The sequence below is a fragment of the Streptomyces sulfonofaciens genome (assembly GCF_014656295.1).
Classification (GTDB): domain Bacteria; phylum Actinomycetota; class Actinomycetes; order Streptomycetales; family Streptomycetaceae; genus Streptomyces; species Streptomyces sulfonofaciens.
In genome coordinates this window covers 61363-78414 of record NZ_BNCD01000027.1, presented here as the reverse complement: position 1 = coordinate 78414, position 17052 = coordinate 61363, and the positions used below count along the sequence as shown (strand labels likewise).

13 protein-coding genes are annotated in these 17052 nt (G+C 74.5%); 2 read left to right on the top strand and 11 right to left on the bottom strand.

The features are described 5' to 3' along the window. Position 1: 1 nt before the first annotated feature. From ybeY to IE313_RS30620, 3 genes are all read right to left on the bottom strand, one after another. Positions 2 to 499, bottom strand: coding sequence for an rRNA maturation RNase YbeY (gene ybeY / locus IE313_RS30630; RefSeq protein WP_189938031.1), 498 nt, complete (start codon positions 497 to 499; stop codon positions 2 to 4). Positions 500 to 561: 62 nt separating this feature from the next. After that, positions 562 to 1620 (bottom strand): PhoH family protein, encoded by a 1059-nt coding sequence (locus tag IE313_RS30625; RefSeq protein WP_189937991.1) that lies wholly within the window; start codon positions 1618 to 1620, stop codon positions 562 to 564. Between the two features lie 308 nt (positions 1621 to 1928). Continuing rightward, the gene (locus IE313_RS30620) at positions 1929 to 3038 is read right to left on the bottom strand and encodes a carbohydrate kinase family protein (protein WP_189937989.1); all 1110 of its coding nucleotides are present in this window, start codon (positions 3036 to 3038) and stop codon (positions 1929 to 1931) included. A 208-nt stretch (positions 3039 to 3246) separates the two neighbouring features. Between IE313_RS30620 and IE313_RS30615 the strand changes: the two genes are divergently transcribed. After that, positions 3247 to 4608: a family 4 glycosyl hydrolase gene (locus tag IE313_RS30615; RefSeq protein WP_189937987.1), complete on the top strand. Its 1362-nt coding sequence runs from the start codon at positions 3247 to 3249 to the stop codon at positions 4606 to 4608. Positions 4609 to 4758: 150 nt separating this feature from the next. On the opposite strand, the gene IE313_RS30610 is transcribed toward IE313_RS30615, so the two are convergent. Together IE313_RS30610 and IE313_RS30605 are read right to left on the bottom strand one after the other, a co-directional pair. Beyond that, positions 4759 to 6258: an MFS transporter gene (locus IE313_RS30610; RefSeq protein WP_373317100.1), complete on the bottom strand. Its 1500-nt coding sequence runs from the start codon at positions 6256 to 6258 to the stop codon at positions 4759 to 4761. Positions 6259 to 6368: 110 nt separating this feature from the next. Next, positions 6369 to 7664, bottom strand: a complete 1296-nt coding sequence (locus tag IE313_RS30605) for a glucarate dehydratase family protein (RefSeq protein ID WP_189937985.1) — start codon at positions 7662 to 7664, stop codon at positions 6369 to 6371. Between the two features lie 156 nt (positions 7665 to 7820). Between IE313_RS30605 and IE313_RS30600 the strand changes: the two genes are divergently transcribed. Beyond that, positions 7821 to 8675 carry an IclR family transcriptional regulator gene (locus tag IE313_RS30600; RefSeq protein WP_189937983.1) on the top strand — a complete coding sequence of 285 codons (855 nt, stop codon included), beginning with the start codon at positions 7821 to 7823 and terminating at the stop codon, positions 8673 to 8675. Between the two features lie 173 nt (positions 8676 to 8848). Here IE313_RS30600 and IE313_RS30595 read toward each other — a convergent pair whose 3' ends face one another. From IE313_RS30595 to IE313_RS30565, 6 genes are all read right to left on the bottom strand, one after another. Further along, positions 8849 to 9784 carry a ribonuclease Z gene (locus IE313_RS30595; protein ID WP_189937981.1) on the bottom strand — a complete coding sequence of 312 codons (936 nt, stop codon included), beginning with the start codon at positions 9782 to 9784 and terminating at the stop codon, positions 8849 to 8851. A 33-nt stretch (positions 9785 to 9817) separates the two neighbouring features. Continuing rightward, complete coding sequence (locus tag IE313_RS30590; RefSeq protein WP_189938027.1) at positions 9818 to 10177, bottom strand: histidine triad nucleotide-binding protein; 360 nt, start codon at positions 10175 to 10177, stop codon at positions 9818 to 9820. A 749-nt stretch (positions 10178 to 10926) separates the two neighbouring features. Continuing rightward, positions 10927 to 14397: a S41 family peptidase gene (locus IE313_RS30585; RefSeq protein ID WP_229925095.1), complete on the bottom strand. Its 3471-nt coding sequence runs from the start codon at positions 14395 to 14397 to the stop codon at positions 10927 to 10929. 70 nt (positions 14398 to 14467) lie between these two features. Then, entirely contained in the window at positions 14468 to 14860 is a 393-nt protein-coding gene (locus tag IE313_RS30575; protein ID WP_189937979.1) for a VOC family protein, read from the bottom strand. A 240-nt stretch (positions 14861 to 15100) separates the two neighbouring features. Next, positions 15101 to 15901, bottom strand: a complete 801-nt coding sequence (locus IE313_RS30570; protein ID WP_189937977.1) for a 16S rRNA (uracil(1498)-N(3))-methyltransferase — start codon at positions 15899 to 15901, stop codon at positions 15101 to 15103. Beyond that, complete coding sequence (locus tag IE313_RS30565) at positions 15898 to 17025, bottom strand: nitronate monooxygenase (protein WP_189937975.1); 1128 nt, start codon at positions 17023 to 17025, stop codon at positions 15898 to 15900. The genes IE313_RS30570 and IE313_RS30565 overlap by 4 nt, the downstream gene beginning before the upstream one ends. Positions 17026 to 17052 lie beyond the last annotated feature (27 nt).

The following is a 17052-nucleotide window of genomic DNA, read 5'->3' as shown; positions in this document are numbered from 1 at the left end:
GCTACGAGACGGTCGGGGCCGGGGACGGACCGGGCACGCCCTGCTCGGCGCGCCAGCCGTCCACGATCGCCGACTGGAGGCCGAACATCTCGGCCTTCTCGTCGGGCTCCTCGTGGTCGTAGCCGAGGAGGTGGAGGACGCCGTGCACGGTGAGGAGCTGGAGCTCCTCGTCCATGGAGTGCCGGGTCGGGGCCTCCTCGGCCTGCCGGGCGGCGACCTCGGGGCAGAGCACGACGTCGCCGAGCAGGCCCTGCGGGGGCTCGTCGTCGTCCTTGGAGGGCGGGCGGAGCTCGTCCATGGGGAAGGACATGACGTCCGTGGGGCCCGGCAGGTCCATCCACTGCATGTGCAACTGCTCCATGGCGCCGGCGTCCACGACGATCACGGAGAGCTCACTGAGCGGGTGGATGCGCATCCGGGTGAGGGCGTAGCGGGCGATGTCGAGGATCGCCCGCTCGTCCACCTCGGTGCCGGATTCGTTGTTGACGTCGATCGACATGGCTGGTGCTGGGTCCACTTTCCGTTACGCGCCCGGCAGGGCACGGGGCCTCGGGCCACGGGTCATCGGGCGCTCCGCGGGGGCCGGCCGCCGTCGACCGTGCCGTTGCGGCTGTCGAACTCCTCGTACGCGTCGACAATACGGCCGACCAGCTTGTGCCGTACGACATCGTGCGAGGTGAGCCTGGAGAAGTGGACGTCGTCCACGCCGTCCAGGATGTCCTGGACCTGGCGCAGGCCGCTCTTGGTGCCGCTGGGCAGGTCGATCTGGGTCACATCGCCGGTGATCACGATCTTCGAGTCGAAGCCGAGGCGGGTGAGGAACATCTTCATCTGCTCGGGATTGGTGTTCTGCGCCTCGTCCAGGATGATGAACGCGTCGTTCAGCGTGCGGCCGCGCATGTAGGCCAGGGGTGCCACCTCGATCGTCCCGGCCGCCATCAGGCGCGGGATCGAGTCGGGGTCGAGCATGTCGTGCAGGGCGTCGTAGAGCGGGCGCAGGTAGGGGTCGATCTTCTCGTAGAGCGTGCCGGGCAGGAAGCCGAGGCGCTCCCCCGCCTCCACCGCGGGCCTGGTCAGGATGATGCGGTTGACCTGCTTGGACTGCAGGGCCTGCACGGCCTTCGCCATCGCCAGGTACGTCTTGCCGGTGCCGGCGGGGCCGATGCCGAAGACGACCGTGTGCCTGTCGATGGCGTCGACGTAGCGCTTCTGGTTGAGGGTCTTGGGGCGGATGGTGCGGCCGCGGGACGAGAGGATGTTCTGCGTGAGCACCTCAGCCGGGGTCTCCTGGGCTTCGCCCTCGCCGTCCCCACTCGCCCTGAGCATGGCGATCGAGCGTTCCACCGCGTCCTCCGTCATCGGCTGTCCGGTGCGGAGCACCAGCATCATCTCGTCGAACAAGCGCTGCACGAGGGCGACTTCCGACGGGTCGCCGACGGCGCTGATCTCGTTTCCCCGGACATGGATGTCGGCCGCCGGGAAGGCCCTCTCGATCACGCGCAGCAGGGAGTCCCCGGACCCCAGGACGGTGACCATGGGGTGCTGTGCCGGGACGGTGAAGCGCGCTCGTGCCTGCCCCTGCCTCTGTGCAGGGTCGTGTGCTGTGGGTGTCTGAGTCATGGGCCGGCTCTTGAGGCCTGCGGATCCTCCTGTGTGCGGCATCTGCCGCCGGGGCGCTCCCGGCACCATCCAGGGTACGTCGGGGTGCTGACAAGGCAGAGCCCTTTTCCAGTGCGCCCGAACGGCCCGCTCCCGCCCGGTCCGCCCCCGCACCCGGGCCCGCCCCGACCGCGCCCGACCCCGCCCGCCCCGGACGGGCGGGGGCGGACGGGCGGCAGCCCGGTCGGCAGGACCGGCGGTGGGACAAGCGGTAGGACAAGCGGTAGGAAGGGGAGGAGCGGCGGCGGGTGGGAGGGGGACGGGCGGGCTCAGAGGGCGCGGCCGAAGCCGATGGTGGGGACGGCACGGGGCAGCGGCCCGGGGCGGCCCGCGGTGGGCAGGAGCGTGTCGAGGAAGGCGTAGCGGCGCAGCGCGGCGGGGTTCTGGTCGTCGTACTGCTGGACGTGCCGCCACCAGGTGGCGATCTCGGACCAGCCCGGCGCGGACAGCGAGCCCCCGAACTCCTGGACCGACAGCGCGGCGGTGAGCCCCGCGAAAGCGACCCGGTCGGCCAGCGGCCAGCCCGCGAGCGTCCCGGTCACGAAGCCGGCGACGAAGACGTCCCCCGCTCCGGTCGGGTCCAGTGCCTCCACGTCGATCGCGGGCACCTCCGCGGCCTCGCCGGACCTGCCGTCCACCGCGTACGCGCCGTCCGCCCCGAGCGTCACCACGACCACCGGCACCCGCTCGGCGAGCGCGTGCGCCGCGCGCCGCGGGCAGCCGGTGCGGGTGTAGCGCATGGCCTCCTCGGCGTTGGGCAGGAACGCCTCGCAGTGCTGCAGGTCGGTGAGGCCGGCCAGGTCCCAGTGCCCGGTGTCGTCCCAGCCGACGTCGGCGAAGATCCGGGTGCCGCGGCGGGCGGCCTCGGCGATCCAGGGGGCCCGCTGGCCGGGACTGAGCGCGGCGACGGCGGCACGCGCGCGCGGCGGGCAGCGGGGCGCCGGCTCCTCGGGCGGCGGCTCGTGGCCGTGCGAGACCATGGTCCGCTCGCCCTCGTAGGCCATCGACACGGTCACCGGCGAGTGCCAGCCGGGCACGGTGCGCGAGGGCGCCAGGTCGATCCCCTCACCGTGCTCCAGCGCGTCCCAGCAGTACTCGCCGTAGTGGTCGTCACCGAAGGCCGCGGCCAGCGAGGTGCGCAGGCCGAGCCGGGCCAGGGCGGTCGCCATGTTGGCCACGCCGCCCGGGCTCGAACCCATGCCGCGCGCCCAGGACTCGGTGCCGCGCACCGGTGCGCTGTCGAGGCCCGTGAAGATGATGTCGAGAAAGACGGTCCCCGTGAGGTAGACGTCGATCGCGGGGTCCTCGGGGGCCCGCAGTCCGGTGAGCGGGTCGAGGGGGGCCCGGTGGTGCACTGGCTCTCCGTTGTCTTCCGTCACGGTGCGCTCCCTGGGTGGTACCGATCAGGCCAGTGTGCCCGATGTCGTGTGCCGGAAGTGTCACAGGAGGTCTCATGTACCGCTCCGGACGGTGGCCGTCCGCGTGCGGGGCGTGTTGGTGCGCGCGGGGGCGGACAGGCGCGGGCGGGGGTGGCGGCGGGCGGGCGTGACGGGGGCGGTGTCCGTCCGATGGGGTACGTTCCGCGTCATGAAGCTGACGATTCTCGGCGGCGGCGGTTTCCGCGTCCCGCTCGTGTACCGGGCGCTGTCCGGCGGTGACGTCTCCGAGCTGACGCTGTACGACACGGATCCGGCCCGGCTCGGCGTGGTGCGCTCGGTGCTCGAACAGCTCGGCGGCCGGGCCTGCGGCGCACGGGGAGCGGCGCCCCTTCCCCCGGTACGGGTGGCCGACGGCCTCGACGACGCCCTGCGCGGTGCGGACTTCGTCTTCTCCGCGATCCGGGTGGGCGGTACGGCGGGCCGGGTGCGGGACGAACTGGTGCCGCTCGCCGAGGGGGTGCTGGGCCAGGAGACCGTCGGCGCGGGCGGCGTGCTGTACGGGCTGCGTACGGTGCCGGTGGCGCTGGGCATCGCGGAGCGGGTGGCGGCCGTGGCCCCGCGCGCGTGGGTCATCAACTTCACCAATCCGGCGGGCATGGTGACCGAGGCGATGTCCGAGGTGCTCGGCGAGCGGGTCATCGGCATCTGCGACTCCCCGGTGGGGCTGGTGCGGCGGGCCGCGCGGGCCGCCGGGCGCGACCCCGACCTGTTCTTCGGCGGCGGCCCGCGCGCCGCCGGCTCCGCCGCGCCGTCCTACGACTACGTCGGCCTCAACCACCTCGGCTGGCTGCGGACGCTGCACGACGGCACCGAGGACCTGCTGCCGGGCCTCCTCGGTGACGCGGACGCGCTGGCCGGGTTCGAGGAGGGCAGGCTGTTCGGCGCCGACTGGCTCGGGGCGCTGGGCTCCCTGCCGAACGAGTACCTCCACTACTACTACTTCCGCAGGGAGTCCCTCGCCGCGGTGCGGGAGGCGGACGAGACCCGCGGTGCGTTCCTCGACCACCAGCAGGGCGCCTTCTTCGCGCGGGCCGCGAAGGAGCCGGCGCGGGCGTACGACCTGTGGGAGGCCACGCGGCTGCAGCGCGAGGAGACCTACATGGCCGACAGCCGCGCGGCCAGCGGAGGCTGGCAGCGCGACACCTGCGACCTGGACGGCGGAGGCTACGACCAGGTGGCGCTCGCCCTGATGCGGGCCATCGCCGAGGACCGCCGCACCCGTCTGATCCTGAACGTCCGCAATGGCACCACCGTCCCGGCACTGCCGGCCGACGCGGTCATCGAGACGGTCTGCGAGGTCGGCGCGTCCGGTGCCCGTCCGCTGCCCGCCGCGCCCCTGGGCCCGGCCGAGCTGGGGCTCGTCCTCCAGCTCAAGGCGGTGGAGCGCGCGACGATCGAGGCGGCGCTCTTCAAGGACCGCACCGCCGCCCTGCGCGCCCTGGCACTGCACCCACTGGTCGACTCCCCCGCGGTCGCCGCCCGCATCCTGGAACGCGCGGCGGCGATATAGGCGCACCCCCGCGGGGGCGCGCCCCCGCGGCCTCCCCGCCCCGGCGTCCGACCTCCGGCCGCGCAGCCGGGGGTCGCACGGCGGGACCGGGGTCGGGGCAGGGGCGAAGGCGTGTCCCCCGCGGAGTGGCGGGGCGGTGGAGCGCCGCCCTCAGACCCCGGGGCGCAGGCGGCCCGTGCGCGCCGCGCCGGGAGCCGACGGCCGCTTGGGCCCCACCGCGGTCGCCCCCGCGGGAGCCGACGCGGCCCTGACCCGGTCGTTGCGGCCGCCGCCGCGGACCAGCAGCACGCTCAGCGCGGCGAGGAAGCCGATCACTGTCAGGCCGACGAGGCCGGCCCTGGTGGACCCGGTGGCGTCCTCGATGAGGCCGAAGGCCGTGGGGGCGACGAAACCGCCCAGGTTCCCCAGCGAGTTGATCAGCGCGATGCCCGGTGCCGCGGCCCGCGCGTCGAGGTAGCTCTGCGGGATCGTCCAGAAGATCGGCGAGGCCGGCTTGAAGCCCATGGCCGCCAGGCACAGCGCGCCCAGGCCCACCCAGGGCGAGACGAACACGGCGAGCAGGGTGCCCGCGCCGCCCAGCAGGAGCAGCGCCACCAGGACCGGACGGCGCTTGCCGATCCGGTCGGAGAGCCGCCCGGCCACCCACACGGCGAGGATCGCGAACAGCCAGGGCACCGCGGTGAGCAGCCCCACCTGGAAGTCGTCGAGCCCTCCGATGTCGGCCACGATCGACGGCAGCCAGAAGGTGACCGCGTACAGCGCGACGTTGATCGCGAAGTAGATCCAGAGGAAGAGCAGCATCTGCGGATCGGCCAGCAGCCGCCAGCGCGACACCCCCTCGGTACCGCGCTGCCCGGCGCGGACCCGCTGCTCCACGTCGATGACGGCGGCCAGGCCGGCCTTCTCCTCGTCGGTGAGCCAGCGGGCGCTCTCGATGCCCGAGTCCAGGAACCGGTAGACGACGACACCGAGCACGAGCGAGAAGACGCCCTCGACGAAGAACATCCACTGCCAGCCCGCGTGGCCCCACACCCCGTGCATCTGAAGCAGCGCGCCCGAGATCGGACCGACCACGACGGTGGCCGTGCCGGAGCCCATCAGGAAGATCGAGGTGGCCCGGCCCCGGTGCGAGTCCGGCAGCCAGCGGCTGAAGTAGTAGATGACGGCGGGGAAGAACCCCGCCTCCGCGGCGCCCAGCAGGAAGCGCAGGACGTAGAACGCCTCCGCACTGGTCACGAAGGCCATGGCGCACGCCACCACACCCCAGGAGATCATGATCCGGGTGAGCCAGACCTTGGCACCGAACCGCTCCATCAGCATGTTGCTGGGCACCTCGAACAACGCGTACGCGATGAAGAAGATGCCTGCCCCGAGCCCGAAGGCTGCCGCGGACAGGCCCACGTCGGCGCGCAACTGGTCCTGGGCGAAGCCGAGGTTGACCCGGTCCATGTAGTTCGCCACGAACATGATGAAGAAGAGCGGCACGACCCGCCGGAAGATCTTGTGGACGGCGGAGCGCACCGCGGGCGGGTGCTCGGCGGCGGGCCCCGGGAGGGCACCGGGGCCCGGAGGCCGCGGGGCGGGCGACGAGGAGGCCGGGGTGGCGGGGTCGGGGACGGGACCGGGGAGGTCGTCGGTGCTGCCGGACACGAGCGGCTCGCTTCCTTGCGGCCGGCCGGCCCGGCGCCGCTACGGGCGGCGGCGGGTCCGGTCATCGGCGTGTGTCGGTGGGTGGGGACGGCGGCCGGGGCCGCCGCGGGCTACCAGCGCGGCACCGCCGGGGTGGTCCACTCCGGCTGGGTGACGCGCATGGCGGCGGCGTCGTCGCGGTCGCGCATCGACCCGTCGTCGTCGCGCCAGCGCCGGTGCAGGAACGCCAGCCGGTCGCGGTCGACCTCGACGCCGAGGCCGGGCGCGTCGGAGACGGCGACCTTGCCGCTCTCGAAGGTGAGGCGTTCGGTGAGCACGTCCTCGGACTGCCAGGGGTAGTGCGAGTCGCAGGCGTGGTGCAGGTCAGGCACGGTGGCCGCGACATGGGTCATGGCGGCCAGACTGATGCCGAGGTGGGTGTTGGAGTGCATGGAGATGCCGACGCCGAAGGTGCGGCAGAGGGCCGCGAGCTGCTGGGTGTTGCGCAGCCCGCCCCAGTAGTGGTGGTCGGAGAGGACGACCTGGACGGCGCCCTTGGTGAAGGCCTCCGGGATCTCCGCGAACGTCGTCACGCACATGTTGGTGGCCAGCGGCACGTCCGTGTGCGCGGCGACCTCCGCCATATTCGGGGTGCCCAGTGCCGGGTCCTCCAGGTACTCGAGGACGCTGCCGAGCTCCTCGGCGACCTTCAGCGAGGTCGGCACCGACCAGGCGCCGTTCGGGTCGAGCCGCAGCGGATGGCCGGGGAACGCCTCGGCGAGCGCACGGACGGCGGCGATCTCCTCGTCCGGCGGGAAGACACCGCCCTTCAGCTTGAACGACGTGAAGCCGTACCGCTCGGTGAACCTGCGGGCCTGTGCGACGATCCCGGCCGGGTCCACCGCCTCGCCCCAGTCGTCCGGTTCGCTCGCAACGCCCTCGGGATGGGCGCCGTACTTGTAGAAGAGGTAGGCGCTGTACTCGACCGCGTCGCGGACCTTGCCGCCGAGCAGCGCGTGCACGGGCAGCCCCAGCGCCGTGCCGAGCGCGTCCAGGCAGGCCACCTCGAAGCCGGAGACGACCGACAGCCGCAGCTTGTCGGCGGTCTGCACCCCGCGCAGCCCGCCGACGTCGACCGCGTTCTCGACCCGGGCCCGGTCGACCGCCATCTCCTCGGCGGTGGTGAAGAGGCCGTTCAGGTCGCTCACCTGGCGTCCGGTGAGCCGCTCCGCGAACGGGCGCGCCAGCTCCAGGTACTTGGTGTCGCCGTAGGTCTCGCCGAAGCCCGACACACCGCCGGCGGTGACCACCTCGATGATCAGCCGCGGGGTGTACGGCTGGTGGACGCCCTGCGTGTTCAGCAGCGGCGGGTCGGCGACGAGGATCGGCGTCAGACGCACCTCGGCGATGGTCAGATCACGGCTCACGGGGCGGCTCCCAGGAGATCGGGCCCGGCCCCGTCCCGCACGGGACGCGTCCGGTCGTGATCTCTCCATATAGATGACGTCTACGTATGAAGACGAAGATTAGGTAGCCGAACCGGTCGGCGTCAACGGTCCCGCGGCCGCCCTTACGATCGGCGCATGCGCGAGACAGACGAAGCGGGGGACCGGGACCCGGCCGGGCGCGGTGCGGGCCGGAGCGCGGGCGGCGGCGCCAGGAGCGGCGGGGTGCGCGAGGTGAAGTCGGCCGCCCGCACCGTCGAACTGCTGGAGGTGTTGGCGGCACGGGGCGGCGGCCGGCCCGCCCGGCTCCAGGAGCTGGCCGAAGGGCTCGGGGTGCCGCGCAGTTCGATGTACGCACTGCTCCAGACGCTGATCGCGCGGGGCTGGGTCCGCACCGACGTGACCGGCTCGCTGTACGGCATCGGCATCCACGCGCTCCTCACCGGCACCAGCTACCTCGACTCCGACCCGTGGGTGCGGGCCGTACGGCCGTTCCTGGACGAGGCGTCGGACGCGGTCGGCGAGACCATCCACCTCGGGCGTCTCGACGGCATGAACGTGGCGTACCTCGCGACCCGGGAGTCGCACGAGTACCTGCGCACCATCAGCCGGGTGGGCCGGCGGCTGCCCGCCCACGTGGGGGCGCTGGGCAAGGCGCTGCTGGCCCAGCGGCCGGACGAGGAACTGCCCGAGGGGCCTTACGAGCGGTTCACGCCGAACACCCTGACCGAGCGTGAGGCCCTGGTGGCCGACCTCGCGGAGGTCCGGCGGCGCGGGTACGCGGTGGACCGCGAGGAGGGCGTCGAGGGGATCGTGGGGTACGGGTTCGCACTGCGGTACGAGCGGCCGGCCGTGGACGCGATCAGTTGCTCCGTACCGGTGGCGCGGGTCACCCCCGCGCACGAGGAGCGGATCGTCTCCGTCATGCGGGGGATCCGGGGGCGTATCGAGGCCGCGGTGCCCTCAGGACGGGGCGGGCCCCGGTGGCGCTGAGGACCCGGTGACGCTGGGGCCCTGCGGGCTGAGACCCAGGTGACGCTGGGGTCCCGGTGGCGGAACGGCTGTGTGTGCGGGTGTGTGCGCGGGTGTGTGTGCCGGCGGGCTCCGCGCTGCGGGCCGCCCTCACCCGCCGGACCGGACCGGTCCGCCGCCCCGCCTGCCCCGTCTCACCCGCCGGACGGACCGCCGCCACCCGGGCGGCGTTTCGGCAGCGGGATCCTCATCAGGTCCGAGGCCACGGTCAGTTCGCCCTCGAAGCCGGCTCCCCTGGCGTCCCTGGAGAAGGCCGTGGTGTCCGTGTAGCGCTGGCTGAAGTGGGTGAGGACCAGGTGGCGTACACCGCAGTCGCGGGCCGCGCGGGCGGCCTGGCCCGCGGTCAGATGGCCGTACTCCTCGGCCAGAGCCGCGTCCTCGTCGAGGAAGGTGGACTCGATGACCAGCAGGTCGCAGTCCTCGGCGAGGGCGTACACGGCGTCGCAGAGCCGGGTGTCCATGACGAAGGCGAACCGCTGGCCGCGGCGGGCCTCGCTCACCTCGTCGAGGGTGACGCCGCGCAGCGCACCGGCACGCTGGAGCCTGCCGACGTCCGGTCCCGCGATGCCGTGCGCGGCCAGCCGGTCGGGCAGCATCCGGCGCCCGTCGGGCTCGACGAGCCGGTAGCCGAAGGACTCCACGGGATGGGACAGGCGGCGGGCCTCCAGGCGGTACGGCGGCGGCTCGGCGAGGACGACCCCGTCGCCGTGCGCCGGGACCTCGGTGAGCGGGACCGTCTCCCGGTAGGCCGTCGCGTACCGCAGCCGGTCGAAGAACCGCTTGCCGCTCGCCGGGTAGTGCGCGGTCACCTCGTGCGGCACCCGGTCCAGGTTGATGCGCTGGATCACCCCGGCCAGGCCCAGCGCGTGGTCCCCGTGGAAGTGGGTGACGCAGATGCGGTGCAGGTCGTGCGCCGCGACCCCGGCGCGCAGCATCTGCCGCTGGGTGCCCTCACCGGGGTCGAAGAGGATGCCCTCGCCGTCCCAGAGCAGCACGTAGCCGTTGTGGTTGCGCTGCCGGGTGGGCACCTGGCTCGCGGTGCCGAGCACCACCAGTTCACGTACGGACACGGGTCGCCGCCTGGCGTACGGGGCGCCGGCCGGCTATCCGGGAGGCCACTGGAGACCGCGGCCGCCCAGGACGTGCGCATGGGCGTGGAAGACGGTCTGTCCCGCGCCCGCGCCGGTGTTGAACACCACGCGGTACCCGCCCGCGTCCACCTTGTCCTCCGCGGCGACCTGGGCGGCCTCGCGCAGCACGTCCGCGGCGACCGCGGGCTCGGCGGCGGCGAGCGAGGCCGCGTCGGGGTAGTGGACCCGCGGGATGACCAGCACATGGGTCGGAGCCTGGGGGTTGATGTCGCGGAACGCGACGGTCGTCGGGGTCTCCCGGACCACCGTCGCCGGGACCTCCCCCGCGACGATCTTGCAGAACAGGCAGTCGGCCTGCGGCTCTCCGGCCACGGTCACGCCTCCTCGACTCGGTTCACTTCGGCTGTCCGGACCCGGACGCCGGCCGCACGGCGGAGCCGCCGCGCTCCGCCCGCGGACCGCCGCGCCCGGTACCGTCGCATGCTATCCGGCGGCCGGCCTCCTTCGGCCGAGAGCCCGGTGGGCCCCCTTCGGCCGAGGGCCGGTGGCTGAGCCACCGTGTGATCGGCACGCCCCGGACCAGCACGTCACCGGCCATGCCCACCGGGTAGGCGCCGGTCACCGGCAGCACGAGCGCGACGGCGTCGCACCCGGCCGGGAGGGCGGCCGCGCGCCCCATGGCCCGCACCGGAGGCGAGCCGCGCGCCGGCAGCAGCGCATGAGGCGGCGCGGCCGCGGCGGCACCCCGGCGCGGTTCCACAGCGCCCGGCAGACGCCCGGGGCGAACAGCGCCGCGGCGGTGACCGGCGGCGCGGGCGGCGCAGAACCGGTGGCGCCCGCGACGGCCTTGTCGGCCACGGCGACGGCGAGGCCCGGCCGACCCGGCCCGCGTCCGCCGGCGCGGGCCGCCGCGTCCGCGGGCGCCCGCCGCAACGCCACCGCCGCCTCCGCGACCGCCGCGTCGAACTGCCCCCGCTCCGGGAGCAGTCCCGGCGAGGTGCAGCCGCAGCGGCATGCCCTCGGCGGCCGCCGCGACGGCCGTGCGCAGCTCCGTATCAGGGGCGGCGCCTTGGGCCTGGCGCCGCCCTACGGCCCGCTCCCCGGCCGGGTGCGGCCCGGCGTCATGACCCGGCCGGCGGCAGCGGCGGCGCGGTCTTCGCCGGCCGCTCCGCCAGTGCGGCGAGCGCGATGCGGATCGCCTCGTCGAGCTGCGGGTCCCGGCCCGCGGCGTGGTCCTGGGGCGTGGTGACCACCTCGACGTCCGGGTCGACGCCGTGGTTCTCCACGCCCCACCCGTACCCCTCCATCCAGAAGGCGTACTTGGGCTGGGTCACCAGGGTGCCGTCGACCAGGTGGTACCGGCTGTCGATGCCGATCACGCCGCCCCAGGTGCGGGTGCCGACCACGGGACCGATGCCGAGGGCCTTGATCGCGGCGTTGACGATGTCGCCGTCGGAGCCGGAGAACTCGTTGGCGACGGCGACGACCGGACCGCGCGGCGCGTCCTCGGGGTAGCTGTAGGGCCTCAGACCGCGCGGCACGTCCCAGCCGACGATGCGGCGGGCCAGCTTCTCGACCACGAGCTGCGAGGTGTGCCCGCCGCGGTTCTCGCGCACGTCCACCACGAGCCCGTCGTGCGCCACCTCCACGCGCAGGTCGCGGTGGATCTGGGCCCAGCCGGGCGCCTGCATGTCCGGTACGTGCAGATAGCCGAGGCGGCCGCCGGACCTCTCGTGGACGTAGGCGCGGCGGTCGGCGACCCACGCGTGGTAGCGCAGCGGCTCCTCGTCGTCGAGCGGGACGACCACGGCGTGCCTCGGATCGCCCCCGCCGGCCGGCGAGACGGTCAGCTCGACGGGCTTGCCCGCGGTGCCGACGAGCAGCGGCCCCGGCCCGGTGACCGGGTCGACGGGCTGGCCCGCGACCGCGATGACCGCGTCGCCCGCGCGGATGGCGACACCGGGCGCGGCGAGCGGCGAGCGGGCACCGGGGTCGGAGGTCTCCGACGGGAGGATGCGGTCGATCCGCCACAGGCCGTCCTCGTGCCGCGACAGGTCGGCGCCGAGCAGGCCCTGCCGGGTGCCGGAGCCGCCGTACCCACCGGACGGCGACACATAGGCGTGCGAGGTGCCCAGTTCGCCCTGCACCTCCCAGAGCAGATCGACCAGGTCGTCGTGGGTGGCGACGCGCCCAAGCAGCGGGCGGTAGCGGTCCAGTACGCCGTCCCAGTCCACACCGCCGAGGTCGGCGCGCCAGAAGTGGTCGCGCATCAGGCGGCCCGTCTCGGCGTACATCTGCCGCCACTCGGCGACCGGGTCCACCCTCTGGCGGACCCGGGAGAGGTCGACGGTGATGTTGGTGTCGCTGTCGTCGTCGTGCGAGGCGCGCCGGTCGCTCGGCACCACCTTCAGCTTGCCGTCGGTCCACAGCAGCACCCGCTTGCCGTCCCCGCTGACCGCGAAGTGGTCGGCGCCCGAGGCCAGGTGCTCGACGCCCTGCTGGAGCAGGTCGTAGCGCTCCAGGTCCGACTTGGGGTCCTGGTCGTCGGGCTTGGCGCGGGAGGAGCCGAGCACGCCGAGCACCGGGTGGCGCAGCCACAGCAGCCCGTCCTTGGCGGCACGCAGCGTCGAGTAGCGGCCCGCCTCGACGGGGAAGGGCACGATCCGGTCGGCGAGGCCCTCCAGGTCGATACGGGTGGCGGGCGCGCCCTCGCTGTCGGGGGTCTCGTCCTTGTCGGGGGTCTCGAAGGGGCGGCCGTGCCGCTGCGGCCCGAAGGGTGCGGGCGTGGTGGCCGAGAGGGTGATCAGGTGGGGCCGGGAGCCGTCGACGAACGCGAGGTCGAAGACGTGCTCGTCGTAGATCGGGTCGAAGGAGCGCTCGGACAGGAACGCCAGGTGCTTGCCGTCCAGCGTGAAGGCGGGTGCGTAGTCGCGGAACCTGAGCGGGGTGGCCTCGCTGACCGTGAGGTCCGCGGTGCCCGCGAGCTTGAGGTGGCGCAGCGGGCGCGGGCCGGGGTGCGACCAGGCGAGCCAGGCCGAGTCGGGCGAGAAGACCAGGCCCGAGGCCTCGCCGTGCTCGCTCCTGTCGACCTCGCGCACCTCGCCGGTCTCCCGCTCCACCAGCAGCACCCGGCCGTCGTGCGAGGCGACGGCGGCGCGGCTGCCGTCCGGGGCCATGGCTAGGCCCAGGACCCTGCCAAGCTGTCCCGCGGCGATCCTGCGGGGGGTGGCTCCGGGCGCGAGGCCGGTGGCGGGGGCGAACTCCAGGGCGTCGTCGCCCTCCGCGTCCGTCACCCAGACCACGTACTCCTCGCCGTCCGCGCGGAAGGTGCGCGGCAGCCTGGCCCGTACACCGGGCTCGGCGGCCAGGGCGCGGGCTGGGCCCTCGCGGTGGGTGACCCAGTGGATGGTGCCGCGCACGGACACGGCGCTGCCCCGGCCGGTGTGGTCGGGGGCCGCGGCGCCGAACCAGCGGGCCGCGTTCAGCGGTCGCGGCTGGAGGTCGGTGCGCTGGCCGCCGAGCCGGATGTCGAGCCGCCTGGGCTCGGCGCCGGCCAGGTCGTCCAGGATCCACAGCTCGCCCGCGCGGGCGTAGACGACACGGGTGCCGTCGGTGGCGGCGTGCCGGGCGTAGAAGCCCTGGAACGGGGTGCGGGCCGCGGGGGGCCCGGCCTCGGCGGGCGGCTCCCCGGCCGGGGCGTCCCGCTCCGGGGACTCCTGTTCCAAGGACTCCTGCTCAGGAGCCTGCCGGCCCGCTGGCTCCTGCGCCGCGGACTCCTGGCCGGGCCCCGCGGGGGCCTCCGCCGCCCCTTCGGGGGCGGGTGCCGGCTCGGAGGCCGTGTCCGACCGCGCCCCGGTGCCGTCCGCCGGGCCGCCCGGGGCCGCCGGGGCCGTGCCGTCCCCGAGGTCCGTGTGGCGTCGCAGGTCGGAGCCGTCCGGCAGGGAGGAGTAGACCGCCCCGACGCCTTCGTGGTCGGAGAGGAAGGCGATCCGGTCGCCGACCCACATCGGGTACTCGATGTTGCCGTCGAGCTCTTCGTGGACGCGGACGAACTCGCCGTCGCCCTCGCGGTCGATCCAGAGCTTGCCCGCGCTGCCGCCGCGGTAGCGCTTCCACCAGGCGGCCTCGCGGCCCATCGGCGCGGACACCAGCAGGACCTGTCCGGACGGGCCGTACGCCACCGAGCCGACGGGGCCGTACGGCAGGGTCTCGGCCGGGCCGCCGTCGAGCGGGACCGCACGGGCCCACGAACGGCGCAGGGACGCCTGTCCCTCGGCGGTGACGGCGAGGACACGGCCGTCCGGCGTCCAGCCGCGCACTCCGGTGCGACCGCTGCCCCAGTGCGTCAGCCGCCGGGAGGGCCCGCCGTCGAGGGGGGCGACATGGACCTCGGGCGCCCCGTCGCGGGTGGAGGTCCAGGCCACGGTCCGGCCGTCCGGGGAGATCCGGGGATGGCTGACCGGCATGTTGTCCGCGCTGACCCGCCAGGCGCGACCGCCTTCGAGTAGCGCGACCCAGACGTCGTCCTCTGCTGTGAAGGCGATGAAATCGCCGTGAAGATGCGGAAACCGAAGGTACCCAGACTGTGTCACACGATCAGCCTAGGCAGGGCACCCCGCTGCGGTCAGCGGTTTGGATCACTCCGGACTGCCGGAGCGGCCCTCAGCCCTGCATGAGCAGCCACTCCTGGAGCTCCACCAGATTGCCCTCGGGATCCTTCAGATGGGCGACGCGCATCCGCTCCGTCATCGGCGCGGGCCCCTGCACCAGCTCCGCGCCGCGCTCGGCGAGCTGCGCGCAGTAGGTGTCGAGGTCGTCCACGCGGAGCACCACCAGGGAGCGGTGCCCCGTCGCGGAGGCGGCGAGCTCGCCGATCACCTCGGCCATCACGGTCCGGTCCTGGAGCGCGATGCCGGCCGAGCCGACCGCGGGGCTGAACTTCTCGTACGGGCCGTCCGCGGCACCCGACTGCGGCTTGAGGCCGAGCACGTCGGCGTAGAAGCGGTAGCAGGCGGGGAAGTCGGAGACCAGCAGCCTGACCTGGGCGAGTTCCAACGCGACTCCTTGGTTCTGGGAGGTGCCGTCGGGCACGGCGGGTGCTGCGTACGTCGACGCCGGGCACCGGGCCCGCCAGGGCCCGTCCGGCAGCTCCCGCCGGGCCCGCGGCCCCTGGCACCGCACCTCGCGGCGCTGTCGGGCACGCCCGCGTACACCCGGTACGAGGGCGACCCTCCGCCTTGCGACGCACGGCACCGGACGCCGCGGGCATATCCGACGCGCATCGTCGGACAGGACCTAGGACCAGCGGCCGGTGCGGCCGAGCAGGAGTGCCGCCGCCGCGGTGCCCGCGGTCGACGTACGCAGCACCGTACGCCCGAGCCGGCACACACGGGCACCCGCCTCCCCGAAGAGATCGAGTTCCTCGGGTGTGAGGGAGCCTTCCGGGCCCACCACGACCACGATGTCGCCGCTCGTGGGCAGCGCGGTGGTGGCCAGCGGCTCGCCGGGGTGGCCGGGGTCCTCGTGCAGCACGACGGCCAGCTCCGCACGGGCCAGCAGCGCGGCCACCTGCTTGCCCGTCATCGCCTCGGTGACCTCGGGAAAGCGCACCCGGCGCGACTGCTTGCCGGCCTCGCGGGCGGTCGCCCGCCATTTGCCGAGCGCCTTCACGCCCCGCTCGCCCTTCCACTGCGTGATGCAGCGGGTCGCGGACCAGGGCACGATCGCATCGACGCCGGTCTCCGTCATGGTCTCCACGGCCCGCTCGCCCCGGTCGCCCTTGGGCAGCGCCTGGACGACCGTCAGCCGGGGCTCGGGCGCGGGCTCCGCCAGCACCGGGCCACGGCCCAGCACCAGCCGGTCCCTGCCCTCGGTGTCCAGCACCACGCACGCCGCCCAGTGCCCGGCGCCGTCGGTGAGCACGACCTCCTCGCCGGGCCGCAGCCGCCGCACGGAGACGGCGTGCCGCCCCTCCGGTCCTTCGAGGACGTACCGCGGGCCCCCGGCCGGTGCGCCGGCGGCCGCGCGGGGGTCGCCGGGGGTCCCGGTCCCCTCGGGCGCCCCGAGGTCGTCGACGACGAAGACGGGTGCCGTCATGCCTTACCGCCCTCCGGCTCGCCGGTTCCGCCGGGCGCCGCGAGGTGCCCTGGTCCGCCGGGGGGCGCCCAGGCGGCCGTCCTGGCGTCGTCGAGCTCGGCCGCCAGCACCTCGACCAGCTCTTTGGCGGGCAGCTCGCGGGCCATCCGGTGACCCTGGCCCGCCCACAGCGCCATGCCCTGCGGGTCGCCCGCCTGCTCCGCGGCGCGGCGCAGCGGGGCGGCCAGGTGGTGGACCTGCGGGTACGCGGCGGGAGCGTAGGGGCCGTGTTCGCGCAGGAAGCGGTTGACCAGTCCCCGGGCCGGACGGCCGGTGAAGGCCCGGGTGAGTTCGGTGCGCACGAAGAGGGAGCTGGTCAGGGCCTCCTTGTGCAGCGGGTGGGCGCCCGATTCCGGGGTGACGAGGAAGGCCGTGCCGAGCTGCCCCGCGACCGCGCCTGCGGCGAGCACCGCGGCGATCTGGGTGCCCCGCATCAGACCGCCGCCGGCCACCACGGGGAGGCCCACCGCCTCGCGGACCTCGGCGACCAGGGCGAGCAGCCCGTAGCCGCTGCCGTCGCGCTCCGGCTGGTCGCGGTGGGTGCCCTGGTGGCCGCCCGCCTCGATGCCCTGGGCGCACACCGCGTCGGCGCCCGCCCGCTCCGCGGCCCTGGCCTCCTCCGGGGTGGTGGCGGTGACCACGGTGACGGTGCCGGCCCGTGCGAAGGCGGCGAGCACCTTCTCGCTCGGGCAGCCGAAGGTGAACGAGACGACGGGCACCGGGTCGTCGAGGAGGACGGCGAGCTTGGCCTCGTAGCCGTCGTCACGGCCGCAGTCGGAGTCGCCCAGCTCCGTCTCGTACCAGGCGGCCTCGCCGGCGAGCTGGTCGCGGTAGACGGCCACGGCGGCCGGGTCCGCGTACTCGGGCTGCGGGAGGAAGAGGTTGACGCCGAACGGCCGGTCGGTGAGTCCCCGCAGTTGCTTGATCTCGTGGTACATCCCGTCCGCCGTCTTGTAGCCGGCGGCGAGGAAACCGAGCCCTCCGGCTTCGGACACGGCCGCGGCGAGCCGCGGTCCGGAGGCACCGCCCGCCATCGGAGCCTGCACGATCGGGAGTGGGAAGAGATCGGTCAGTGCGGAGGACATGACGGCATGTTGTCACGTCCCCCGCAC

Excerpts from the sequence above, each read along its gene's own strand:
- ybeY (WP_189938031.1), bottom strand. The coding sequence starts at position 499 with ATGTCGATCGACGTCAACAACGAATCCGGCACCGAGGTGGACGAGCGG.
- IE313_RS30625 (WP_189937991.1), bottom strand. The coding sequence starts at position 1,620 with ATGACTCAGACACCCACAGCACACGACCCTGCACAGAGGCAGGGGCAG.
- IE313_RS30615 (WP_189937987.1), top strand. The coding sequence starts at position 3,247 with ATGAAGCTGACGATTCTCGGCGGCGGCGGTTTCCGCGTCCCGCTCGTG.
- IE313_RS30600 (WP_189937983.1), top strand. The coding sequence starts at position 7,821 with ATGCGCGAGACAGACGAAGCGGGGGACCGGGACCCGGCCGGGCGCGGT.
- IE313_RS30570 (WP_189937977.1), bottom strand. The coding sequence starts at position 15,901 with ATGACGGCACCCGTCTTCGTCGTCGACGACCTCGGGGCGCCCGAGGGG.
- IE313_RS30565 (WP_189937975.1), bottom strand. The coding sequence starts at position 17,025 with ATGTCCTCCGCACTGACCGATCTCTTCCCACTCCCGATCGTGCAGGCT.